Origin of the sequence: Kitasatospora sp. NBC_00070 (assembly GCF_045041205.1) — a bacterium.
Lineage (GTDB): Bacteria > Actinomycetota > Actinomycetes > Streptomycetales > Streptomycetaceae > Kitasatospora.
Window position 1 is genome coordinate 258,167 of sequence record NZ_CP108248.1, and the last position, 23,353, is coordinate 281,519.

Sequence of the window (23,353 nt, forward strand, 5' to 3'; positions counted from 1 at the left end):
TCTTTGTCGGGTTGGGGTGGTGACGGTCTCGACCTGGGCGAAGCCCTCGGCGTACAGCTGCTCGGCGGGGGCAGGCGCTCTTCGTCTACCAGGACGTGGTCCGGGACGGCCCGACGGCATCCTGACCTCTACCAGCAGAAACGCAGCCCTCAAGCCCGGAAAGACAACAGCCACTCAGTTTGGGGGTGGCCGCTTGCGGGTGGCGGTGCTTGGGTCCTGGGGTGGGGTGTCGGCCTGTTTGGTGGTTCTGGCTCTGCGGGGTTTGGCTGCTGGGGGCGGGGGTGCGGGGTTTGTGGGGGTGCTGGGGGGGTCTCCGATGGTGTGGCTGCGCTGGACGACGCCTTTTTCCCGGACCCGGACGGTGGTGAAGGCCTTTCCGGTGGGGCGGGGTGGGTTGGCGGTGCCGAACGGATCGGCCCAGGCTGGGGGGCTGGTGTGGGCGTCGGGCGACATGTCCAGGTTGATGACCCCGGGGGTCGCCTCCACGCCGACGATCAGATCGGGGATCAGCGGGGCGGTGATCACCAGGTCCAGGCAGGCCCGGGGTGGTACGTGCAGGGCCGACCACAGGTCGTGGGCGGCTGCGGCGGTGCCGGTGGCGGCTACGCGGACTTCCACCGGAAGCGTGCTTGCGGCGAGGGCGCCGTCGAGGTGCTCGGTGGGCAGGGTTTCGATCGTGACGAGGGCTGCCAGGGTCTGGCCGAGTAGGCGGTGTGCTTCCTCGGCGGTGGCTGCCCGGGTGCTGACCAGGTAGGACAGCTGGTAGCGCCGGTTCGGGAGTTTGCGCCCCACCACGAGGTGATCGGCGTTGCGGATGTCACTCCAGCCTGCGCCGCGTCCGCTCGGGTCCTCGCGGACGTCGTAGAGGAACAGGGTCACTTCGCCGCGGCGGTGGGCTTCGTCGGTTGGTGACGGGGTTTCGAAGCTGACGTTCGTCCCCGGCGGCATGTGAGTGCCGAGGAAGGAACGCAGCGCGGAGTCGACCTCGTGGAACATGACACCAGCTTCGGCCCGCCCGCCCGGGCAAGGTAGCGGCGTTGGGGACGGCGAGCGGCTGGGCCGGACTACCCGATCACGCACCTCTCGGTGTCTGGCAGGCCGTCCATCAGCACGTGGGATTGGGGTGGCTCAGCTGGGAGTGTCGGGCTTGTCAGTTCACTACGAGCCGCAGGAGGGCCCGTGCCCAGTTATCTTTCGCCTGGTGTCTACGTGGAGGAAGTCTCCTCCGGCTCCAGGCCTATCGAGGGTGTCGGAACAGCCGTCGCCGCTTTTGTCGGATTCGCCGAGAAGGGTCCGGTGAACGAGCCGACGCTGGTGACAAACTGGTCCCAGTTCACCCAGCAGTTCGGCGATTTCATGGAGGGTAGCTACCTGGCCCACACCGTGTACGGGTACTTCCTCAACGGCGGTGGTGTCGCGTACGTGGTCCGGGTGGGTGGGAGTGGGGAGCCCGAACTCACCCAGGCCCGGGGGGAGTTGCCGGCTGCTGGGGAGCCCGGGCGGGCTGCGCTCGTGGTCAAGGCCTCGGCCTCTGGCGAGGAGGGCCAGCGGATCACGGTGGACGTGGCGGAGGCCTCCGAACCGGCTGAGGACCATTTCAAGCTGACGGTGAGCGTGGCCGGTGAGGTCAAGGAGACCTTCGACAACGTGACCGTGAGGAAGGGGCCGCGCAATGTCATGACGGCGGTGCGGCAGGGGTCGAAGCTCATCGTGCTGGAGGACGTCAAGGGCGCTCCGCTGGTCGCTCCGACCAAGGGTTCCCGGGTCGCGCTGTCAGGAGGGGCGGTGCCCGCTGCGCCGGTCCCGCAGGTCTCGGCACGCGACTACGTCGGTGACTCCTCCGACCGCACCGGCTTCGCCGGGCTGGAGGCGATCGACGAGATCACCATGCTGTGTGTCCCCGACGTGATGTCCGCCTACCAGCACAACGTGCTGGACGCGGACGGGGTGAAGGCGGTCCACCAGGCCATGATCGCGCACTGCGAGCTGATGGCGGACCGGATCGCGATCATCGACCCGCCGCCGGGGATGAACGCCCGGCAGGTCAAGACCTGGCGGGAGGAGGGCGCCGGCTACGACTCGAAGTACGCCGCGCTGTACTGGCCGTGGATCCGGGTGATGGACCCGGTTGCGGGCAAGCCGGCGATGGTGCCGCCTTCCGGTCACATGGCGGGGATCTGGGCGCGTAACGACAGCACCCGCGGCGTGCACAAGGCTCCGGCGAACGAGACCGTACGCGGGGCGATCGCCCTGGAGCTGGCGATCACCAAGGGCGAGCACGACCTGCTCAACCCCATCGGGGTGAACTGCATCCGGGCGTTCCCCGGTCAGGGCATCCGGGTGTGGGGCGCGCGCACTCTCTCCAGTGATCCCGAGTGGCGCTACATCAATGTGCGCCGCCTGTTCAACTACGTGGAGGAGTCGATCCTCCAGGGGACGAACTGGGTGGTGTTCGAGCCGAATGACCCGAAGCTGTGGGACTCGGTGAAACGGACCGTGACGATGTTCCTGCGTGGCGTGTGGCGGGACGGCGCGCTGTTCGGCCGGACCCCCGACTCCGCTTTCTTCGTCAAGTGCGACGAGGAGAACAACCCGGCCTCCAGTCGTGACCTCGGGATCCTCAACGTCGAAATCGGTATCGCCCCGGTCAAGCCGGCCGAGTTCGTAGTTTTCCGGATCTCGCAGTACTCCGACGGTGCCGGGCTCGAAGAATAACCGAACCCCTGAAGCAGGAGGTGTCACATGCCCGGAGGGCTTGGACCACAGCAACCTCAGGACGCCCTGACCGCGGCGCGGTTCTCGGTCGTCATCGACGGCTATGAGATCGCGTCGTTCTCGGAACTTTCCGGTATCACCACGGAAGTCGAACCCGTCGACTACCTGTCGTCCTCCGACAAGGAGGTCATCTACAAGAAGCTGCCCGGCAAGCGCAAGCCCCCCACCGTGGTGCTCAAGCGTGGCAAGACGACCGGGGTTGAGCTGTGGTCGTGGCACCAGGCGGTCCTTCTCGGGGAGATCGTCGCGGCCCGGAAGAGCGCCTCCCTGGTGATGTACAGCTTCGAGGGCAAGCCGGTGGCGCGCTATTACCTGGAGCACGCCTGGCCGTGCAAGTTGGAGATCGGCGCGCTGAAGGCCGGCAGCAGTGAGGTCCTGATGGAGACGGTCACCATCGTCTGCGAGAACATCCAGCGGGTGGCGCCGTGACCACGATGGCCCAGCCGGAAGCCGGCATGCGCACCGAGTACCCCTTCGTGCTCCCTCGCGGGTTCGTGGACGAGCAGGGTGCGGTGCACCGCGACGGGGTCATGCGACTGGCCACCGCCCGGGACGAGCTGGCCCCGCAGACGGACCAGCGCGTCCGGCAGAACCCGTCGTACCTGACGGTCCTGCTGCTGGAGCGCACGGTCACCAGGCTGGGGACGCTGGCCGGCGTCGACACCTTCGTGATCGAGAACCTGTTCGCCTCCGACCTGGCGTTCCTCCAGGACCTGTACCGCCGCATCAACCAGGACGGCCACACCGAGGCGGCGGTCAGCTGCCCCTCGTGCGGCCACGAGTTCGCCGTGGACATCGCTGGTGATGCCCCGGGGGAATCCTGACGTACGCGGCCGACCGTCTCTGGGAGGAGACCGCGTACCTCGCCTACTACCTGCACTGGCCGCTCGACACGATCCTCGACCTGGAGCACCCGGTCCGTGAGCGGGTGATCGAGGAGGTGGGCCACATTCACACCCGGCTCGCGAACTGACGCCGCACCGGGCCAGCCACAGAGCATCGGCCGGCTCCGGAGAAGGAGAAGGAGGGAAGACCATGCGCTGGACGCTCAAGCGCGCTCGCCCCACGGCACCGCCGGCCGCCCCGGCCGGCCAGGCCCGGAGCGGCGACCGGCCCTCCTACCCGTCGGCCGCCGTCCCGGTACCCGCGGTTCTCCAGGCACCCGCGCCGCGCACACCTTCGGGCTGGCTCGCGCTGGCGCCCCTGCGCCCAACCATCAGCCGGACCGCGCCGGTGATCGCGGCTCCGCTCCTCGCCCTGCCCGAGGTCAGCGGGACTCGGTCGCTCGTGCACCGCAAGCCGCAGGTCGTTGCCGTCCAGGCACAGCCGGCCGGGCGGGTGGATGCCCTCGCCACGGTGCTGGCCCCGTTCGAAGAGGTCACGGCGTCTCCCCTGCCCGGCGAGCCGGCACCCCGTCAGGGCCGACCTACGCGCTGGGTCCCGTCCCGGTCTCGCCCCGCACAGCTCCCCCCGCTCACCCTCGCCACCGAGCGGTACGTCGGCGAGGCCCAGCACCCGGCGGAGCCCTACCGCGCCCCGGGCTGGCTGCGTGCCGCCGCCACCGAGCAGCACCTGCTCGGCCCGGACCCCTCTCTGGCGGCGGCCCAGGAGGAGGACGACGACCTGCCGCCGCTGGACTTCAACACTCCGGGCCCGCTGATCGCGTCCTGGACGGCACCGGAGTCGATGCTCCCGAAGGAGCTCGTCGACCGACCGCCGGCCGCTCCGGCCGCTCCCGTGTCCAAACCCCGCCCCGGGCAGCGTAGGCGCAGTCTCGGGGAGAGCCGGCGGCTGGGACTGGGAGCCCCGCTGCGCGGCCCGGTCCACCAGGCTCCCGGCCCGGCCCCCGTCGAGGCGCATGCGACGGCCGCCGAGGTCGGGGAGGACGGTGATGGGGACGGCGGCGGGCCGTCCCTTGAACCGCCCGACGACTCCGAGCAGAACGCGCTCCTTGGCCACCCGCCCCCGTCCGGTCCAGCGCCTGTCGCGCCCGCACCCTCCGGGCCGCCATACGGTGCGTCACCGGACCGTGGGCCGCTGCCCGAGCCGCAGCGGCCACAGCTTGAGACCGCGCCCCCCGAGACATCCCGGCGGCGGCGCGCCGCCGCGCTGGTCTTCCGGAGCGTGTCCCGGGCCGTGGCACCGGCGGTGCCGTCCAGCCCGGTCGAACTCCAGGTGCGTGTCCTCGCCGACCCCCCCGGTGTGGAGCGTGTCCCGCCGGCCACGGCGGCCTCGATCCAGGCGTCCCACCATTCCGACGTCTCCCGGGTGCCGGTCCACCGGGGTTCGGCGGTGTCCGCCGAAGCGCAGGCGCTCGGTACCCGCGCGTTCGCGCGTGGCGGTGCGGTGTACATCCCTGCGGAGGAAGGACCGCTCGACTCTCCCCAGGCGCAGGCCCTGCTGCGCCACGAGCTTGTGCACGTCGTCCAGCGTCGCGGTCTGGGTGGTGTCCTGCCGACGAAGGGATCCCCTCAGTGGCGGGCCCTGGAGTCCGAGGCCCGCGCGGCGGAGCGGACCACCGATCCCGCGCCGCTGACGCTGCCGCCGCGGGCACCGCAGGCGCCGTCGCCGGACGACTACGTTCAGCAGGTCACCGACGAGCTCGTGCGGCAGGGCATCGCGCGCCGCGACGGTGCCGGGAACGTCGTCCTCGGTGAGGAGCTCGACCGGGCCGAGTCCGCCCCGGCGCCGGCTCAGCACTACGACGAGAAGGACCGCGAAGCCGACCTGGAGACGATCAAGACAAAAGCGCTCGCCGAGTCCCGGGGCAAGACCGAACTGCCCATCTACACCCTTCCGTCCGACGAGCAGAGGCAGGTCACCCACGAGCTCGCGGCTTGGAAGTCCGTCCTGAAGAAGACACCGCTTGTCTGGCCGCAGAGCGAGGAGTGGTACGCCGAGCAGAAGCTGAACTCGATCCAGTCCTTCCAAGGCAAGATCAAGCCCTACCCCACGTCGGTCCCGGAGATCACCGGCCCCACCCTGAAGCGCACGACCGATTCCGGCGAGGATGTCCCCGTCGGAGCGCAGATCAAGAAGGAACTCGACGTCCAGATGCGGGAGTTCCGCACTCTGGACATCACCACCGGGGTCAAGTCGGACGCGCGCAGCAGCTCCGAGGTGCCCCGGGTCCCTGACGTGATCGGCAAGGACTGGCTGGAAGCCAAGGGTGCTCTGGAGTCGGAGTCCGACAAGGCGGTGAGGTTCTGGAAGGGCCAGCACCGGGGTTTCACGGTCGTTCTGGAGGAGATGGCCAGCATCGAGCGTAAAGGCTTCGTGCTCGACGTGGATCCCTCTCCCGGGGAGACGATCACTGCTGAGGTCCGCACCGTGACGGTGCTCGTCTCGTCCGGACTCTCCAAGGACAACGCGGTGGGCGTGGTGGGGCGGGAGTTGTGGGCCGGCTTCGCCGAAATGGCAGCCGGGCTGGTCGGTTACAAGACCGCCGGTCACTTCCGGAGCGAGCAGCGCATGCCGACGGCGGACCGGGAGCGGATCGAGCTGAACCGTAAGGAAGCGGAGAAGCTCACGGCGAAAGCGTTGGTTGCGAAGGCAGAGAGCGACCGTATGGACATCCCGCTCCCGGACATGGACGCGGACACGGACGAGGAGGAGGACACGGGTGAGGGCTCTGGGAAGTCTCCCGCTGTCATACCCGCTCCTGCTGCGACCGGGCCGGCGAAGAACACGGCTGCCAGGAACGCCGGCCCGGTTGGCACGGCTAGCGCTGCGGTGAAGCCCGGACAGGCCGCTGTCCCCGCCGAGACCGCCGTATCCGCGCCGACTGTGGCCTTCGGGTCCGGGTCTGTGCCGGAAGTGGACTCCTCACCTGTGCCTGCCGGCGCTGCTGGTGCCGGTCCGGCTCCCCGGTCCCCGGGCCGGCTCGACGCGACGCGAAAGGCAGTTGCGAAGTCGGTGGAGGACCTCGGAGAGGTCGGGCAGGACGCACTTCTGACGGCGGCGGCATCGGCCGCGTCAGCGGCGGCGGGCACCGCAGCTGCCAAGGTCTCCGGGCCGGTCGGCAAGAAGCCTGCGGTGCCGTGGAAGGAGCCGGCGACGCTGGTGAGGATGCCGCAAGTGGTCGGCATGATGCTCATGGAGGCCGAGCTCGCCCTGGCCAGGGACGGGATCCGGTACACGGTCGTCCGGCAGCCGACCCTGGCTCCGGAGAACCTGGTCATCGAAACGGACTGCGACCAGGGAACGGTCCTCGGGCTCAAGGGCGACCTCCAGACGGGGGTCACTCTGACCGTCTCGACCGGGGCCAAGGGCCAGAAGGTCCGAGCCTCCGCGGCCCAGCTCGGCATCGGTGTCGGGGAGATGATCAGCGGGGTCTTCGGGCTGAAGGAGAACCTCAAGCTCGAGGACGGCGAGAGCTGGAAGAGCTGGACCCGGAATGCCTTGGCTGCGTCGTCGTCGGCTGACGGCGGTGGCACGGGAGCGCCCGCGGCTTCGTCCATGCCCACAGCCGGCTCAGGCGCCGCTGTGGCGCAGGCTGCCCCCGCCGTACCCGAGGGGCTCGCGCGCCTGATCAGAGCTGACACTCCCGAGCCTGCCCCGGCACCGGCACCGACGACGGAGCCGGCCCTGCCGGTCAGCGGGGTGACGGCCGCGGCCTTCGCTCCGGCCCACGAGTTCAGCATCGACTCCATTCACGAGGACGACATCAACCATCTGGTCGCCCGCCTGTTCGACCCCCTGATGTCCCGTATCAAACGGCAGCTGACGGAAGAACGCACCCGCGCCGGACGCAGCCTCGACCTGTAGAGAAAACGGAGAAATCGACATGCCGACCACATTTGACTCACTCGCACTTGCCAACCGGTTCCAGGTAGTCCTGGACGGGGAGATCGACCTGGGCTACTGGTCCACGGTCTCCGGGCTGGACGTCTCGTGGACCCTGTGCGAGTACCGGGCCGGTGACGCGGGCAACTCCCGCCTGTTCTACCCCGGCGCCACCAAGTACTCCGATGTCCAGCTCACCCGGGCCGCGTGCGCGGACTCGCAGACCGTCCAGCGATGGCTGTCGTCGGGCTCGCTTTCGCTCCAGAAGTGGAGCGGGACCATCTACCTCGGCAATACCGAGGCCCAGTCGGTCATGACCTGGACCCTGATCAACGTCATGCCGCTCAAGTGGGCGATCGAGAAGTTCGACGCGAACGCGAGCAAGGTCGCCATCGAGACCCTGACTCTCGTCCATGAGGGCTTCCTCGCGGACGACAGGAAGTTCGACCCCACTGTCCTCAAGCCCGGCGACATCAAGACCGACTCCAAGGCCGCCGGCTTCCTCGCCTGAGTCTGCGAAAGGAAGGAACCACACGATGACCACCTCGCTACCGGCCCCCAGTCGCGCCGGTCTGGCCGAACAGCACAGCCTCGGCCTGACCATGCGCTTTCAGGTCATCCTCGACGAGGGCATCGATCTGGGCCTGTGGAAGAGCTGCAAGGGCCTGAACGTCTCGTTCAAGAGCAAGCCCCTGTACGAGGGCGGGAACTACGAGAGCCCCGTCGCCATGCTCGCCGAACAGATCGAGTACTCCGCGGTCACCCTGCAGCGGGCCATCTCCGGTCCGGATTCACGCGCTGTCCAGAAGTGGCTGAAGGACCGGGCGCGGGGCTGGATGTCCAACCCTCGCGCGGACTACCGGGGCAGCACCGCGAAGATCATCCTTGCGGACGCCGCCCTGCAGGAGGTCGCCACCTGGACCCTGCACGGTGTCTACCCCTCCAAGTGGTCCGGGCCGGACCTGGACGCGATGGGCACCGGCGCCGTCGCGCTGGAGACCCTCGAACTGATCCATCAGGGTTTCCTCTGATCCGTACCGAAGGAGAGCCCGACCATGGGCGTCCCCACGCAGTACAGCAACTGGTCGGCCGGGCACGACCGAGCCAAGATCGCCTGCCTCACGCCGCCGCTCATCGGTGCCGTGGTCTTCAACTACAACCCCTCGAAGATCTCCTTCAAACGGACGAGCAAGACCCGGACTCGCGGCACCCTGACCGGGTTCACCGGCAGCCAGCTCGAGCGCAGCCAGCTCGCCAGCATCTCGGTGGCCGACATCACGCTGGAAGGACCGGACACCAAGGCCCGGTGCGACCTGCTGATGGGCTGGAGCGCCCCGCCGGAGGGCATCGCCGGCGCCCTCATGAGCATGACTGGGTTCTTCAGCATCGATCTCCCCAAACTGACCTTCCAGTGGGGACCGCCAGTCGTCGGCTTCTTCTACATCGTGGTGCTGACCAACGTCGACATCTCCTACGTCCGCTTCGACAAGCTCGGCCAGCCCACCCGGGCCACCGTCTCCCTGATGTTCGAGGAGCAGCCGAGCCTGGGCGGCACCATCCCGACCAACCCCACCTCCGGCGGCCTGGCCGGACGCAGCAGTCACCAGGTGTCGGAGGGCGAAGGCCTCGTCCAGATCACCACGCAACACCTCGGCCATCCCCGTCACTGGCGGGCGATCGCACGGGCCAACGGCATCGACGACCCGCTCCGGCTACGGCCCGGACAGACGGTCTACCTGCCGACCCCGGAAGAGCTCGAGGAAGAGAGCTGAGCACCTATGCCCACGTTCAAGCCACCATTTGCCGGCTCGGGAACCAAGAAGCCCTTGATCGTCGTCATCGCGGCCGGCACCCCCCGGCCACTGCTGCCCAACGTCCAGGCGGCGGTCGAGAAGGTCGTCGTCGACCTCCACACCCACCTGCCGGGGATGTTCGAGGTGACCTTCCTCGACGACGACGGCGTTGTTGCCCTGCAAGCGGGCATCACGATCGGTCAGTCGATGAGCATCAAGGCCCCCGGCGGGTCCCTGCCGTTGATCATCGGCGACATCACCTCGATCGAGACGGTCTGCGAGGGGATGCGCGCCCACACCGTCGTCCGCGGCTACGAACGCGCGCACCGGCTGCAGCGGGTCAAGAAGAGCCGGTCGTGGATGCAGCAAACGGACGCGACCATCGCCACCGAGATCGCGATCTCGGCGTCGCTCATCCCCGATGTCAGCCCGTCGCCGATCGTCCACGCCCACATCAGCCAGTTCGACCAGACCGACTGGGACTTCCTCAGTCACCGGGCCCGTGAGATCGGCTACGAGCTGGCGGTCCACGACCTTCGCCTGTCGTTCAAGCCGTCCACCGGTACCCCGGTTGGGGCCGCCGCGGCGAGCGCCAATGCGGTGGCGTCCGGCGCCGTCATGCCGCTGGTTTTCAAGGAGAACCTCATCAGCTTCTCCGCTTCCCTCTCGTCGGCCAACATCACGCCCATGGTCGAGGTCCGGGCCGCGGACCGGGGCCTGGCCATGCCCTGGACAGGCATGGCACCGACCCTGAGCACCAGCGCCGTGGTCCCGGCGACTCCGGCGCAGCTGGCTGTGGTCTCCAACGGCATCTCGGCGCCCATGCCGCCCTCGCCCCGGATGACCCTGCCGTTCGCTACCAACGCGCTGGCGGTCATCCCGCCCAACCCCAACGCCTACGTGGTCACCGACCGCCCGGTCAGCAGCGGCCCGCTCGGGCAACTGGAGGCCCAGGTCATGGCGATGAGCCTGGCGGACCAGATCGGCAGTACCTTCGCCGATGCCGAGGGCTACGCGGAGGGAGACCCGAGCATCAAACCGGGGTCACCGGTGACGGTCATGGCGGTGCCGAAGCAGTTCATGGGAATGTGGCACGTCACCCAGGCACGGCACGTGTTCGACGACGAAATCGGCGGGTACTTCACCCGCTTCTGGGTGACCGGGCGTCAGAACCGCTCGCTCCTCAACATCGCATCTGCTGGCTCCCTCACCCCCAAACCGCCCCGTGTCAACGGCGTGGTGCTCGCCATCGTCACCAACAACTGCGACAACGTCGCCACCGATGGCATGGGGCGGGCGCAGGGCCGGGTGAAGCTGGCTTTCCCCTGGCTCTCCCCGAACTACGAGTCCGACTGGGCCCCCGTGGTCCAGCCCGGTGCCGGCATGCTCACCGGGACGTACTTCATGCCGTCGGTGAACGACCAGGTGCTCGTCGCCTTCGAGCACGGCGACATTCGCAAGCCATTCGTCCTCGGCGGGATCATCGACCAGCGGAGCGCCTACATCAACACTTTCGGCGGGCTGCCGCCGGGTCCCCCGATCTTGCCGGGGACCGGCACCGTCCGGAAGCGGGGGATCATGTCGCCCGGCGGCAATCAGTTGGTCTTCACTGATCAACAGGCGGCGGGCGGGGGGCCGTCCCTCCTATCGTCCGTCTCCTTGACGACCCGCATGGGCACCATGGGGCTGGACATCGAGCCGGACACCGGCCTGGTGACCCTCAAGAACCTGCCTGGTGACTCGAAGATGCCGGCCGCGATCTCGATCACCGCCCTGCCGAACGGGATGGTCACGGTCAGCGGTGGCGTGATCAACGTGACCGCGACCCAGACCCTCAACATGAAGGCCCCCGTGGTCAACATCGCGGCGGACAGCCAGCTCGGTCTGACCAGCACCGGCCCGGTAACCATCAACGGCGCCGCTATCAACCTCAACGCCTAGCAGGACGGAACGGAGGCCCTCACATGAACCGCAACATCCCCGACTTCGCCGGCTCCGGATGGGCCTTCCCCATGGGGGTCACCGCGAGCGGTGGCATCGCCACGGTCTCCCAGGAGGCCACCATCATCAAGGCGATGCGGCTCATCCTGACGACCTACCCGGGGGAGCGTCCGATGCGGCCCGACTTCGGTTCCCACTTGCGGGACTACGTCTTCCGCAGCATCGACGGCGCCACCGCGGCGGAGATGGCGCATGACATCAGGGAGTCACTGCTGCGCTGGGAGCCCCGGGTCGTGGTCGAGTTCGTCGACATCCAGCCGGACGCGGAGCGCCCGGAAGTCGCTTACATCGACATCCAGTTCACGGTCAAAACCACCAACGACCGTCGGAATCTGGTCTTTCCGTTCTACAGCATCCCTGATGACGAAAGGGACTACTGATGTCACTGCCCGCGCCGAATCTCGACGACCGCCGGTTCCAGGAACTGGTCGACGATGCCAAGCGTCTCGTCATGCAGCGCTGCCCGGAGTGGACCGACCACAACGTATCCGACCCGGGCATCACGCTGATCGAGACCTTTGCCTACATGACCGACCAGCTGCTCTACCGCCTCAATCGGGTGCCGGACCGCCTCTACATCAAGTTCCTGGAACTCATCGGCGTCCGTCTGATACCCCCGACGCCGGCTCATGTCCCGGTGACGTTCTGGCTGTCCGCTCCCTCGCCCAACCCCATCGGCATTCCCTCGGGTACCCGAACGGCCACCATGCGCACGGACAGAGAAGACGCGATCGTCTTCGCCACCACGGGTGACCTGATGCTCATCCCTGCCGTCCTGCAGACGCTGTTGACGGCCGTCGACGGCGCCGAACCACTGCGGCCCGTCAAGAACATCGAGCACTTCGACCGGTTCCCGGTCTTCTCGCCCGTGCCGCGCCCCGGTGACGCGCTCCTCCTGGGGCTGGCCTCACCCGTGCCCAACTGCGCGGTCCGGCTCGACCTGGTCTGCGAGATCGAAGGCGTCGGCGTCGACCCGACCCGTCCGCCGCTGCGCTGGGAGGCGTGGACGGGCGAAGGGTGGGATCCCTGCGAGGTCTCCAAGGACGAGACCGGAGGCCTGAACCGTGGGGGTACGGTCATGCTCCACATCCCCGCAGGGCACACCGCCCACGTGATCGACGGCCAGCGCGGCGGCTGGCTGCGCGCCGTGGTCACCGAGGTCGAGCCGGGGCAGCCCTCCTATAGCTCCTCCCCCATCCTCCAGGATCTCCATGCCTGCACGGTCGGCGGAACGGTCGAATCCATCCACGCGGACATTTTCCAGGACGAGATCATGGGAGTCTCCGAGGGGGTGCCGGGCCAGGGCTTCTCCACCGCGCACACCCCCGTGCTCACGGGTGCGGACGAGGCGGTGGTGGAGGTCAGCACCGAGACTGGCTGGGAGCGCTGGCAACAGGTGAGCAATTTCGCTGCCAGCGGCCCCACCGACAAGCATGTGGTCATCGACGGCACCGTCGGGGACGTGCTGTTCGGACCCGCCGTCCGCGAGGCCGACGGCACCATCCGCCAGTACGGCGCCGTCCCGCCGATCGAGTCGGTCGTGTGCATGCGCAGCTACGCCACCGGCGGCGGCCGCCACGGCAACGTCGCCCGCTCAGCGATCCGCACCCTGCGCAACGCCATCCCGTTCATCGCCGAAGTGGAGAACCGCTACCCGGCGCAGGGCGGAGTCGACGGCGAGAGCATCGATCAGGCCAAGACCCGCGGGCCGCTCTTCCTGCGGGCGCGCAGCCGGGCGGTCACCGCGGAGGACTACGAGGCGATCACCCGTGAAGCGGCCCCGGAGACCGCCCGGGTCCGCTGCCTGACGGCGGGCGAGGTCGACGTGGACGCCGGCTCCGTCCGGGTGCTCGTCGTCCCGACGGCCGCGCACGAAGCCGGACGGCTGCAGTTCGAAGACCTCCTCCCCCTGCCCGGCACGCTCCAGCGCATCGCCGCCAAGCTCGACGAGGTTCGTCTCATCGGGGCACGGGTGATCGTGGAGCCGCCGCGCTACCAGGGCCTGACCATCGTCGCCCACATCGTCGCCCGCCGTGACGTCGACCCCGAGACGGTCCGGACGAGTGCGCTGGACGAGCTCTACCACTACTTCAACCCGCTCATCGGAGGTCCGGACGGAACCGGCTGGCCGTTCGGACGGGACGTGCAGAGCGGAGAAATCTACTCGGTGCTCCACCGGGTGCACGGTGTCGACTTCATCGAGGACGTCCGCCTGTTCGGCGCCAATCCCGTCACCGGCGAACGAGGCTCTGCGGTGACCCGGCTCGCCCTCAATCCCAGCAGTCTCATCTTTTCCTATGAACACCATCTGCGGATCGAGGCGGCACGATGAGAGGCCTGACACCGGGAATCGCCAGCCCCTACCCGCTGGGCAAGCAACTCCCCGCTGTGTACCAAGAGGACCCGTTCGCCATGCGGTGGGTCGAGGGCCTGGACGAAGTCCTGGCCCCCGTCATCTCCACCCTTGACTGCACCGAGGCCTATATCGACCCGCTGCTGGCACCGCCGGACTTCCTCGAATGGCTAGCCAGCTGGGTGGGGATCACGGTAGACCCCGCCTGGCCCGCCGACCGTGCCCGCCTCGCCGTGTCGCAGGCTGTCGAGCTCTACCGCATGCGGGGCACGATCGCGGGTCTGCGTTCCTACATCGAGGCGCTGACGGGCGGCGACGTCGAGGTGGCGGACAACGGCGGGGTCGCCTGGGCGGTCACGCCCGGTTCTTCCCTGCCGGGGGAAGACACTCCTCGCCTGGCTGTCCGGGTCGGCCTGGACGACTCGGCTGGAATCTCCGAAGGACTGGTCAACGCGCTGGTGGCCGCTGCCAAGCCGGCTCATGTCATCCATCGCGTCGAGGTGGAGCATTACCATGATCACCTGTAGCGACTGCGGGTTCAAGAATCAGGACCTCGACACATTCTGCGGTTCCTGTGGAGGGTTCCTGGAGTGGACGGGCGAGAAAGAGGACCCGTCGATCTCCTCAGAAGTCATCAGGCAGGCCGAAGAGGCTGCAGCGGGTCCCCGGAAGACGGTGGTCTCCCGGGTCCAGTCGGCGTTCTTCGCCGACGTCGGCCGGGCAGCACCGCTGGTCCGCCCTGAGGGCGGGGGCGGCGGGTTCGGCGGGGGTGGGTTCGGAGGAGGCGGCGGGTTCGGGGGAGGCGGATTCGGAGCGCCGCCGCCCCCACCGCCGCCCCCACCGCCGCCCCCACCGCCCCCGCCGCCGCCCCCGCCAGGCGGCCTGGACGACTTCGATTTCGGGGACTTCAGCTTCGACGATGACGAAGACGAGGAAGAGGTCAAACCTCGCCCCAAGAACGCAGAGGAAGACGACGAAGACGGCTTCCGGTTCGGCGACGACGACGAGGCCGAGGACGGCGAAGACAGCGAGGAGGAGGACGAAGACTTCCTGTTCGCCGAAGACGACGAAGACGAGGAGGAGGAGGAGGAGGAGGACTTCCTGCTCACCGAGGACAGCGAAGACAACGAGGAGGACGACGATGACCTCCCGCTCGCCGAAGACGAGGAGGAGGACGAAGACTTCCTGCTCACCGCCGACGAAGAGATCGGTGAGAACAGCGAGGAGGGCGAAGAGAGCGAGGACGAATCGCAAGAAAATCCCTTCTCCTTCGAGGACGAGGAGGATGAAGAGGACGACGAGGAATCACTCGCCTTCATTGACGAAGAGGAAGAAATCGACGAAGGAGAGGCCGAAAGACCAGAACCGGACGACGGCGCCTTCGCCCGCTTCGGATTCCTCGACGAAGACGAGGAATCCGACGAAAACGAAGAGGCGGACGAAGAAGACGAGGACGACGACGACGACCCGTTCGCCCGGCTGGGCCTGCTCGACGAGGACGACGAAGACGAAGACGACTACGAGGGGGTCGAAGGAGCTGCGGCCTTGGTCGTCCCGATCTCGGGAGGGTCGATCGGTTCCTCCTCACGACGTCACAACGGTTTGCACGACCCGGACGACAGCGGCTGGTCCGACGAGGACGAAGACGAAGACGGCCAACCAGGCGCGATGCTCCCCCAGGCCGCCCAAGCCCAGCACGCTCCCGTCGCCAGGACGCAGCCGACCCGCAGGCTCAACCCGGGTGACCAGATCTGCGGGAGCTGCGGCGAGGGCAATGCGCCGAACCGCAAGTTCTGCAGCCGCTGCGGGACCTCTCTGGCCAATGCCGTCATGGTCAAGGACCCGTGGTGGCGTCGGCTGCTACCGAAGCCGAAGACCCTGAAGGCCGGCGGCCGACCCGGGCAGCCGGGCGTGAAGGTCGGTCGGCGACTGCCCGAGCTGTCCCGGATTCTGCGCCCCATCCGCTGGACCCTGGGCGTCCTGGGGCTCTCGGCCGCCCTCCTGATCTCAGTCCACGCACCGTCGCGCCAGTGGGCCTTCGCCCAGAAGGACAAGGTGACCAAGTACGTCAGCTCAACCATCAGCCCCCAGTACGACCCGGTGCGCCCGTCTTCGGCGACCGCGAACTCGAACGTGCAGGACCACGGGGCCAACCTGGCGGTGGACGCGTTCAAGAACACGTACTGGGCCATTGCGGGGGACGTGGCGAATCCCACCCTCAGGCTGACCTTCGACCGGTCGGTGAACCTCGACCGCGGCCTGATCACCAGCGGTGCCAGCGACAACTTCGCCGGGAACCACCGCCCGAACCAGCTGCACCTGGTGTTCTCCAACGGGAAGTCCTACGACGTCAATCTCAAGGACCAGCAGACCCCTCAACAGTTCGGCATCAAGAACGGCCACGGGATCACCTGGGTCGAAGTCGACATCTCCTCGCTCTACAAATCGGCGGCCGGGCTGAACCTGGCCATCACCGAGCTCGAATTGTTCGCCAAGAGGTAATCGAACCCGGCGCTTCCGGGGCCGGCACGCAAGGAAGGGAGGCGACATTCCATGGGACTCACGCTCTCCATCGTTCCCGAGGAGCTGGAGGTCGAGCCGGGCGAGACCGCCGAGTGCGAACTCCAACTGCACAACACCGGCTCCGTCGTCGACCAGTTCACCCTCGACATCATCGGGAGCATCAGCGAGTGGGCCACACTCGAACCGCCCGTGGTCAACCTCTTCCCGGACGCTGAGAGCACCGCCCGGCTGATCCTCAGCCCACCGCGAACGGCTGATCTCCTCGCCGGGGACATCCCCTTCGCGGTCCGGGCGACCTCGCGCGAGGACCCCGACGGGTCGGCAATCGAGGAGGGCACCCTTACCCTGGCGCCCTTCAGCGAGATCGGCGGCGAGTTCGTCCCGCAGGGCTCCCGCGGATCGTTCCGCGCCAAGCACCGCCTCGCCGTCGACAACCTCGGGAACGTGCCCATCACCGTGGGCATCGGCATCACCGCACCCGACAACGAGATCATCTTCAAGATCCGCCGGTCGTCACTGACGATCAAGCCGGGCACAGCGGTGCTCATACCGGTCCGGGTGATCCCGAAGAAGCGCTACTTCAAAGGGCCGAACAAGACCCATCCCTTCCAGGCGGCCATCACCGGTGAGGGGGTCGACCCGGTCACCGCAGACGCCGCCATGGTCCAGGAGCAGGTCTTCCCCACCTGGCTCCCCGCAGTCCTGGCCGGCCTCGTGGCCCTGCTGATCACCATGGCCATCCTGTGGTTCGCCCTGCTGAAACCGGTCCTCAAATCGGAGGCCCAGACGGCGGCCAACCAGCAGACCCAGCAGCTCACCTCAGGCCTACAGGAAGCGCAGGCACAGGCGCAGAACGCGAACCAACAGGCCCAGGCGGCCAACCAGCAAGCTTCCAAGGCCCTGGAAGTGGTCGGCGGGCCCTCTGCCGAGGCCTCCGCCCGTGCCTCCGCCACCCCGACCACCGGCACGGGCCAGAACGGCACCGGCGGGACCGGCGGCGGTACGGGCACCAACGGCGCGGCCACCACACCCACCCCGGCCGCCACCCAAGCCGCAGCCGCACCGACCGCAGCCGCAGCCGCACCTCAGGCCACCGCCCCGGCCGCCTCCTCCCCCACCACGCCACCCGGCACCACCATCGACCTGACCATCCAGGCCAACGCACCAGCCGGCCAGGCGGGCACCTTCAAGACCTTCGCCTACACCGTCCCAGCCGGGAAGAAACTGCTGGTCAGCGACTTCGTCATCTCCAATCCCGCAGGCGACAGCGGCCTCCTGCAGATCAGGCGAGGGGCCTCCACCCTCATCCCGCTCGGCTTGGACAACTTCCGCAGCTACGACCAGCACTTCATCCAGCCCATCGAGATCACCGCCGGCCAGCAGCTGGTCCTGGCCGTCGACTGCCGGAACGCCACGGGCGCGTGCACACCGTCCGGGTACTTCTCCGGCAAGCTCCAGTGAGGGGCGTCAGTGGGCATTTGATTTGACCGGATTACCCCTTATACCCTATTAGGTTCCTCGCCAGGTTGGCGTGGTCTCGTCCGTTATGCGCTTGGTGAGGTTGTCGATCGAGGCAACGTGGATCATGGCTTCTGAGCTGGTCGGCAGGGTCTCGTAGTCGCGGGCGAGGCGGCGGTGCACCATGAGCCAGCCCATTGGTCCGTTCGACGACCCAGCGTCTTTTCACGACGTGGAAGCCGCGGATGTCGGACTTCCGGTGGACGACTTCGACGTCGATCCCGAGGTCGACTCCGTGCCCGATCATGGCGTTCTTGAAGCCGGTGTCGATCCAGGCCTTGGAGAGGCTCGGGCAGGTCTTCTTGGCCTGGTTGAGGAGGTGGATTCCCAGGGCGTTGTCGGACAGGCTCGCGGCGGCTCCACATGCCCCAAGTCCGCTGGGATACCGACCCGTTCACGCCGACCCACCTTGAGCGGGCCGGCCTGCGGCGAGGCGGGGTCCCAGGTCACGGGCAGGAACAGCCGCCAGTTCACAGGCGTCGAGGCATGGTCCCCGGCCAGGTGCACCGAGACCCCGACCTGACAGTTGGTGACCTTGCCCTCGGTGCCGGTGTACTACCGGGACACACACGCCGACGCGTCGCCATCCTTCAGAAAGCCGGTGCCGTCGACGGTCAACGCGCGCGGCCTGACGGCCTCGTGCATCCACCACACCAGTTGGGCCCGCACCTGCGCGGGGCTCCACGGACTGGAGGTCACGAAGTACGCCAGGACCTGCCGGTTGCCGTGCTGATCTACGGGTTCCGTGTCCACCGGGGACGCAAGGGCGAGTCCAAGGGCTTCACGTGGAAGGACTACCGCGACCTGATCCTGCGGGCGCGCGAATCCAGCTCGGCGGCCCCGGTAGACGTGGAAGCTGTAGAACATCCGGGACCGCTGACCCGTCTTGTAGCAGCTCAGCCCCGCCATCGAGACCCGGCCGGCTCCCCGGCCGCGCACCCGCACGATGGGCGTGCGGCCGATCCTGCCCCAGGTCCTGGCACGCGGCGGCCTCATCGACTGCCCGGCTTCGTCCTCAAAGACGAGCCAGGCCCCGCGGGCCGCCGCCGCGCTTTTACCCGCGGCCATGTCTCCTTCATCCACAGCTCGACAGCCGCGTCGTCACGCTCGATCGCCCGGCGGGCCGGCTGCTGCCAGGACCAGCCGTGCCGCTTCAGCAGGACCCAGGTCCCCTCCACCGTGTAGCTCACGTGGAACAGCCGGCCAATCAACGTCTTCACCCGCGCGAGCGTCCACCGCTGGTCCGCCCACCCGTGGACCAGCGGCCCACGCTCCAACTCCCGTTCCAGCCGTGCGATCTGGGCATCGGACAGCTCCGGACGACCGGGCGAGCCCTTCGAGGCGACTCCCGCGGCACCGTCCTCGCGCCACTGCCGGCCCCAGCGCTCCACCGAACGCACGCTCACCCGCAGCGCCCCCGCGATGTCCCGGCTCTTCTCCCCGCCCTCGAAACGTTCCACAGCCTGCTGCCGGATACGCTCCCGCGCGGCTCTCTCCGCGTCGGTCAAACCACCGCCCTGTGCATACCTCACAGCACACGACTACCGAGGCCGACCCTCCACCGGCAGGCGAACGCCACTGCTTCACCCATCCGAGCGACATCACGGATTCAATTTCAGTAGCTGTGGAACTCGGGTGGACTTCCCTGATCTTACGAATGATCAGATCCGACTCGCTTGCAAGGCAGGAAAAGCTGAGCGGCCAGGAAGTCTGGTCTTCCCTCTGAGGACAGCTAGGGGTTCCTGGTGAGTGCCCATACGAGCATTGATCCCTCAGGGGTTGGCGGGGAAACTGAAGCAACGGGGCTGTCTCGCCGTGTGGCGTGTTCAAGTGGACAAGAGGGTGACCGTGGATACCGAGCAAGTGAAAAGATCCAGGGAAATTCTAAACTGGGCACTTTATGGGAAAAAGCCACCCATGGAAGGAGAGCAGGTAAATTTCCTTCGCCGCATATTCAAAGAACCTCCCGAACCCGAAGAGGAAAGTCTCAAGGATGAGCTTGAGCGCTACAATGATTACCAGAATTATATTGCAGAACTACTCGAGATGGGGGATTTCAACAAGAAGGAGGAGGATGGGGGGGTCAAAGTTTCGGAATATTCAATGGCGAGCTTTGTCGAACTGGTTAGCCTGATTTATCGCTATCGGGAAATAGCGATAATCCGCAAAGAACCTCCGCAGTGGCAAGCCAGGGATGCCATGAATGGCGGCTATGTCTACACTCTAAGCGAGAAGGGAATAGTTCCTCGCCCGGACGCCGATTGGCGGCCTGATGGATACCAAGCCGAAGAACCCGCCAGGGTGTCGAATAAAATCTCCGATGGATCCCCAGGGGAGGCCGAAGAGATCAGGCACCTAAAGGGCAATATATTTTCCGGGAGGTTCGGCTCAGAGTGGCTCTATCAAGAGGGGGTCGGGGATAGTCTAGATAACCTGACCAAGCCAGATCCAGGCCGAGAAGGATGGCTTACCTGGGATGACCTGATAAAGAAAAATAGACTGGAATCTCTACAGGAGAAGCACATAATTCCTGCACTAATGGAAGCCTCAAAGCAATTTCCTCAAGTGCGACCGGAAATTATAACAAGGAGAATAATCGAGGCCGCCGGGCGCATTATTTCACGAGATTGACTTGCTCATGCCTCATGCTAATATTTTGGAGTTCTAATGGCAACCCCGCCCCCACCCCCGCCGTCGCCCCCGCCGTCGCCAACCGGGTCGAGCCCTGAAGACCCTGAAAAGAAATACAGTCCTTCTCGCGAAGCCGACCTCTATGTCAGGATATTCGAGAAAGCACTTAGAGAGTCTCTCAGGACATCAGGAGGCCCGAGTGGGCTGACCCATGGTGAAATTTATGAGGCGACCAAAAAAGCCATCGATAGCGATCAAGTGCGGAATCTCCCAGGGGATGACGGATATTTCACAAGTTCACCTGTTGCTGAGCGTATAACATCCCGCAGGGTCGAGATTAAGCGCGCCCAAGATAATGTCAGCAAGGATTATTCGAGGCGCGAGAAGGCCAAGATCAGCTCGTCGAACAAAGCTAAGATCGATATTGCCTCTGCGAAGAATGCGGTGGAGCGGATCGAAACTGTCCTGAGAGCGTTGGGGAAAATTGATGGGGTCAAATCATTTGCGGACCCGGGCGCCATGGTGCGCCTGTTTGGCGGGGCCAGCAAACTAGATGACTTTACAACTGATGCAGCCAATGCACTTATCCGAAGTGCCGATAATCTCATCAAAAATCCTCCAGCCCTTGAGTCGAGTTCAGGCGAGAGCTCTCCCATCGAAGAGCATAGGGCCCTCGTTTCGCCTGCGGAAAGTTGGTTTGAAAGCACCGTACGCAGGGATCTGATAAATGAGATAGAGAGACTCCAAAAGGGACTCAATGAAATACTAGAGCGTATCAGCCGTTCCGCGAAGGAAGACTTTGAGACTGCTGTTCTGGCGGATCGGCCCAAGGAGCAGCCCAAGCTGGAAGACGTGCTTAGCTCTGAGCGCGGATGGTATCGGGTTGTAGCAACCGCCGCTGTATCGGTTGGTAGAGCGGCAGCAGACACGTGGTGGTCCAAGGGGCCAGCGGATTCAATTTCAGTCGCGGGTCTGGCGATTCTCAACGCGGTCAATTTTTACTACATGAAAAATGATTACCAGGCGATTGAAGTCAAGAAGGAAGGTGGAGCGACGAGCCTGGCTGGACGCGGGATCACAGTCCAAGGTTTCCTTAAGAGTCGCCCCGGAGCTCTCACGGAGGGAAGCGCAAGGACGACAAAGTTCAGAGCTGATGCACTTCAGGATATCGCTACGCTGGTGCTGGCCGGCACAGCTGTGGCTTACCCCGCTTCACTGCCATTTCTTGCCCAATGGTGGTGGCCATGGGTGGATAATATAGTTAGAAGCGCATTTGCCGAGTACTGTGATATGCGAATAAAAGCAGCCCGCGAGCACGATATGCGGGTCGAGGATGCTGTGCTTGAGGATGACCAGGCGCGCAACAAAGCCGCTTGTGATCTTGCAGTCAACAAGTCGGTCCCCAAGCTTCAGATGCTCGCTCGGCGCAGCCTCTATCAGACAGCAAAGGCAACAATGTCCACTTCTATAACCGAGGAGCAGAGCAAAAAGCTCGCTTCTGCCCTAGCCCCGTTTGGCGTCAAGATGTTGCAGAAGCTGATAAGCTACGTGCCAATTGATAATACGCTGCTGGAAACCAGGGATCCTGCGTCAATTTCAGAAATGGTGAGAGCGGCCCTTAGCCAAGCTTATGCTCAGGCAAAGCTTCCGGAGTCGATTGAAGATTTCAGCAATCTAATCGGCGACGGTGCAGGAACCGCAGCGACCACTGCCGACAGGGAAAAAAAGTCGACCTCTCCAGATAAGGACGGGCCGACCACTACTGATAAGGAAAAAAAGTCGACCTCTCCAGATAAGGACGGGCCGACCACTACGGCCGCCAAGATTCCCGTTTGGCCAGGCTGGTCGGCCGAGTCTGTTGGAGGTTCACTTATTGTAAAGCCGGCAGCGTCTGGCGTGTCCTTTCGTGCTGAACTCGGAAAAGGTGGCGAAGAACTTATTAGTATGGTAGCGCCAGCGCCTGAATCTGACTATATCGGGAGGACGCAATCCAAAGACTACCTTCCGTACTCAGGCGGCTGCTACAGAATGCGGCCTGAGCCAGGGGGTACGTGGGATGCCAAGGTAGAGGGTGCTTGGTACCGGCCCTTCAAAAGCTACCCGCATACGCTGCTCTTTGTGCCAGTGAGTCTGGAAACGGTGGGTCTGGCTTTTCTCAATGAGTTCGAGGTAGTTGGCGACGGCAGTCAGGCTCAGGAACTCATTGAAAGCGACGCCATAAGGGACGGATTCCCTGCCCTGCAGGGCGCCCCTGGGACTGGCGTCAGCAGCGGTTTTATGTCCCTTCGGGTTTCTGGAGCTGCGGTAGCGAGCGCCGCGTCGGCAAGATCGCCGATCTCGCCTTCTGCTATTCCGTCCCGGCCAGGGACGGACCTAATTGAGAAATCGTCACCGAAAGGTTTGGCTGGGCATGATTTTATGAGCCCAAGTGCAGAGAAGAAGGCTGTCACGAATATTTTGGAAGGATCAACGGTCGGATCCTGGAAGGTCAAAAATAGTACAGTCAGGGACAGCGATTTCGAACTCGCCTTGGAGCTTTCGGATGGTATGGCTGAAGTTATCGGTGTAGTTTTTCGCTTCACCCCTTTGGGTAAGATCAAAGGGGGCCTGTTGACGGGCCTGTTGACAGCGCTGAAGCCGTCCACTCCTCTTGTTCCGGCTGGATCGTGGAGCAAGGTGAAACCGTCGATCCTCAAGACTGATGAACTAGAGTTGTCCGGGTCCTTTTATCGGCCATTTGGGGATAGCGGGCCTATGATGTTCGTTTCCGGTTCTAGCAAGGATGGGAAGACGCGAGTCAAGTTTCTTGAGAAAAGGCTGGATGCCGTAGCCGCCAGTACGGCATTCCCTGCCCTTGGTGGAATCAAGATGTTTTTTGATCCGGCAAAGGTGACAATTGAGAACCCGGCGTCCTGAATTCTGGGACTCAGGCGAAACGGCGGACATGCGGATTCTTGAGGAAGCTGAAACGTGG

General features: G+C 65.7%; 18 protein-coding genes and 2 pseudogenes. 16 read left to right on the forward strand and 4 right to left on the reverse strand.

Features of this window, described 5'->3' with window-relative positions; translation table 11 throughout:
* Positions 1-174 precede the first annotated feature (174 nt).
* Complete coding sequence (locus tag OHV05_RS36215; RefSeq protein ID WP_331730307.1) at positions 175-996, reverse strand: DUF4255 domain-containing protein; 822 nt, start codon at positions 994-996, stop codon at positions 175-177.
* A gap of 183 nt (positions 997-1,179) precedes the next feature.
* Here OHV05_RS36215 and OHV05_RS36220 point away from each other — a divergent pair, with 183 nt between their 5' ends.
* The 14 genes from OHV05_RS36220 to OHV05_RS36285 all read left to right on the forward strand — a co-directional run bounded on the left by OHV05_RS36220 (position 1,180) and on the right by OHV05_RS36285 (position 17,691).
* Positions 1,180-2,715 (forward strand): phage tail sheath family protein, encoded by a 1,536-nt coding sequence (locus tag OHV05_RS36220; protein ID WP_331730310.1) that lies wholly within the window; start codon positions 1,180-1,182, stop codon positions 2,713-2,715.
* A 27-nt stretch (positions 2,716-2,742) separates the two neighbouring features.
* On the forward strand, positions 2,743-3,204 hold the full coding sequence (locus tag OHV05_RS36225) for a phage tail protein (protein ID WP_331730311.1): 462 nt from the start codon (positions 2,743-2,745) through the stop codon (positions 3,202-3,204).
* A gap of 5 nt (positions 3,205-3,209) precedes the next feature.
* Positions 3,210-3,599: a hypothetical protein gene (locus OHV05_RS36230; protein WP_331731155.1), complete on the forward strand. Its 390-nt coding sequence runs from the start codon at positions 3,210-3,212 to the stop codon at positions 3,597-3,599.
* Complete coding sequence (locus OHV05_RS36235; RefSeq protein WP_331731157.1) at positions 3,596-3,748, forward strand: DUF6760 family protein; 153 nt, start codon at positions 3,596-3,598, stop codon at positions 3,746-3,748. The genes OHV05_RS36230 and OHV05_RS36235 overlap by 4 nt, the downstream gene beginning before the upstream one ends.
* A gap of 62 nt (positions 3,749-3,810) precedes the next feature.
* Positions 3,811-7,542 carry a DUF4157 domain-containing protein gene (locus tag OHV05_RS36240; protein ID WP_331730314.1) on the forward strand — a complete coding sequence of 1,244 codons (3,732 nt, stop codon included), beginning with the start codon at positions 3,811-3,813 and terminating at the stop codon, positions 7,540-7,542.
* 19 nt (positions 7,543-7,561) lie between these two features.
* Entirely contained in the window at positions 7,562-8,071 is a 510-nt protein-coding gene (locus OHV05_RS36245; RefSeq protein WP_331730317.1) for a phage tail protein, read from the forward strand.
* Between the two features lie 25 nt (positions 8,072-8,096).
* Entirely contained in the window at positions 8,097-8,591 is a 495-nt protein-coding gene (locus OHV05_RS36250; RefSeq protein ID WP_331730320.1) for a phage tail protein, read from the forward strand.
* Between the two features lie 24 nt (positions 8,592-8,615).
* Positions 8,616-9,332, forward strand: coding sequence for a hypothetical protein (locus OHV05_RS36255; protein WP_331730322.1), 717 nt, complete (start codon positions 8,616-8,618; stop codon positions 9,330-9,332).
* A 54-nt stretch (positions 9,333-9,386) separates the two neighbouring features.
* The gene (locus OHV05_RS36260) at positions 9,387-11,294 is read left to right on the forward strand and encodes a phage baseplate assembly protein V (RefSeq protein ID WP_405021646.1); all 1,908 of its coding nucleotides are present in this window, start codon (positions 9,387-9,389) and stop codon (positions 11,292-11,294) included.
* A gap of 23 nt (positions 11,295-11,317) precedes the next feature.
* Complete coding sequence (locus OHV05_RS36265) at positions 11,318-11,734, forward strand: GPW/gp25 family protein (RefSeq protein WP_331730327.1); 417 nt, start codon at positions 11,318-11,320, stop codon at positions 11,732-11,734.
* Positions 11,734-13,686, forward strand: coding sequence for a putative baseplate assembly protein (locus OHV05_RS36270; protein WP_331730330.1), 1,953 nt, complete (start codon positions 11,734-11,736; stop codon positions 13,684-13,686). The genes OHV05_RS36265 and OHV05_RS36270 overlap by 1 nt, the downstream gene beginning before the upstream one ends.
* Positions 13,687-13,766: 80 nt before the next feature.
* A complete protein-coding gene (locus OHV05_RS36275; protein WP_405021647.1) occupies positions 13,767-14,234 on the forward strand; it encodes a phage tail protein in 468 nt (155 codons plus the stop codon).
* Positions 14,221-16,209, forward strand: a complete 1,989-nt coding sequence (locus OHV05_RS36280; protein WP_331730335.1) for an NADase-type glycan-binding domain-containing protein — start codon at positions 14,221-14,223, stop codon at positions 16,207-16,209. Before OHV05_RS36275 ends, OHV05_RS36280 begins: the two co-directional genes overlap by 14 nt.
* A gap of 51 nt (positions 16,210-16,260) precedes the next feature.
* Positions 16,261-17,691, forward strand: coding sequence for a hypothetical protein (locus tag OHV05_RS36285; RefSeq protein WP_331730337.1), 1,431 nt, complete (start codon positions 16,261-16,263; stop codon positions 17,689-17,691).
* Between the two features lie 48 nt (positions 17,692-17,739).
* Here OHV05_RS36285 and OHV05_RS36290 read toward each other — a convergent pair.
* The 3 genes and pseudogenes from OHV05_RS36290 to OHV05_RS36300 form a co-directional block, all read right to left on the reverse strand.
* Positions 17,740-18,100, reverse strand: a pseudogene (locus OHV05_RS36290) (transposase); the annotation flags it as partial.
* Positions 17,992-18,816, reverse strand: a pseudogene (locus OHV05_RS36295) (transposase). The pseudogenes OHV05_RS36290 and OHV05_RS36295, both read right to left, overlap by 109 nt.
* Positions 18,741-19,280 (reverse strand): winged helix-turn-helix domain-containing protein, encoded by a 540-nt coding sequence (locus tag OHV05_RS36300; protein ID WP_331730340.1) that lies wholly within the window; start codon positions 19,278-19,280, stop codon positions 18,741-18,743. Before OHV05_RS36300 ends, OHV05_RS36295 begins: the two are co-directional and overlap by 76 nt.
* 316 nt (positions 19,281-19,596) lie before the next feature.
* On the opposite strand from OHV05_RS36300, the gene OHV05_RS36305 reads away from it, so the two are divergent.
* The gene (locus OHV05_RS36305) at positions 19,597-20,379 is read left to right on the forward strand and encodes a hypothetical protein (protein ID WP_405021648.1); all 783 of its coding nucleotides are present in this window, start codon (positions 19,597-19,599) and stop codon (positions 20,377-20,379) included.
* Positions 20,380-20,415: 36 nt separating this feature from the next.
* Positions 20,416-23,295, forward strand: a complete 2,880-nt coding sequence (locus tag OHV05_RS36310; protein WP_331730345.1) for a hypothetical protein — start codon at positions 20,416-20,418, stop codon at positions 23,293-23,295.
* Positions 23,296-23,353 lie beyond the last annotated feature (58 nt).

Coding starts and splice junctions, on each gene's coding strand:
- OHV05_RS36245 (WP_331730317.1), top strand. CDS start 7,562: ATGCCGACCACATTTGACTCACTCGCACTTGCCAACCGGTTCCAGGTA.
- OHV05_RS36240 (WP_331730314.1), top strand. CDS start 3,811: ATGCGCTGGACGCTCAAGCGCGCTCGCCCCACGGCACCGCCGGCCGCC.
- OHV05_RS36265 (WP_331730327.1), top strand. CDS start 11,318: ATGAACCGCAACATCCCCGACTTCGCCGGCTCCGGATGGGCCTTCCCC.
- OHV05_RS36255 (WP_331730322.1), top strand. CDS start 8,616: ATGGGCGTCCCCACGCAGTACAGCAACTGGTCGGCCGGGCACGACCGA.
- OHV05_RS36230 (WP_331731155.1), top strand. CDS start 3,210: ATGGCCCAGCCGGAAGCCGGCATGCGCACCGAGTACCCCTTCGTGCTC.
- OHV05_RS36270 (WP_331730330.1), top strand. CDS start 11,734: ATGTCACTGCCCGCGCCGAATCTCGACGACCGCCGGTTCCAGGAACTG.
- OHV05_RS36310 (WP_331730345.1), top strand. CDS start 20,416: ATGGCAACCCCGCCCCCACCCCCGCCGTCGCCCCCGCCGTCGCCAACC.
- OHV05_RS36250 (WP_331730320.1), top strand. CDS start 8,097: ATGACCACCTCGCTACCGGCCCCCAGTCGCGCCGGTCTGGCCGAACAG.
- OHV05_RS36215 (WP_331730307.1), bottom strand. CDS start 996: ATGTTCCACGAGGTCGACTCCGCGCTGCGTTCCTTCCTCGGCACTCAC.
- OHV05_RS36280 (WP_331730335.1), top strand. CDS start 14,221: ATGATCACCTGTAGCGACTGCGGGTTCAAGAATCAGGACCTCGACACA.
- OHV05_RS36225 (WP_331730311.1), top strand. CDS start 2,743: ATGCCCGGAGGGCTTGGACCACAGCAACCTCAGGACGCCCTGACCGCG.
- OHV05_RS36285 (WP_331730337.1), top strand. CDS start 16,261: ATGGGACTCACGCTCTCCATCGTTCCCGAGGAGCTGGAGGTCGAGCCG.
- OHV05_RS36275 (WP_405021647.1), top strand. CDS start 13,767: ATGCGGTGGGTCGAGGGCCTGGACGAAGTCCTGGCCCCCGTCATCTCC.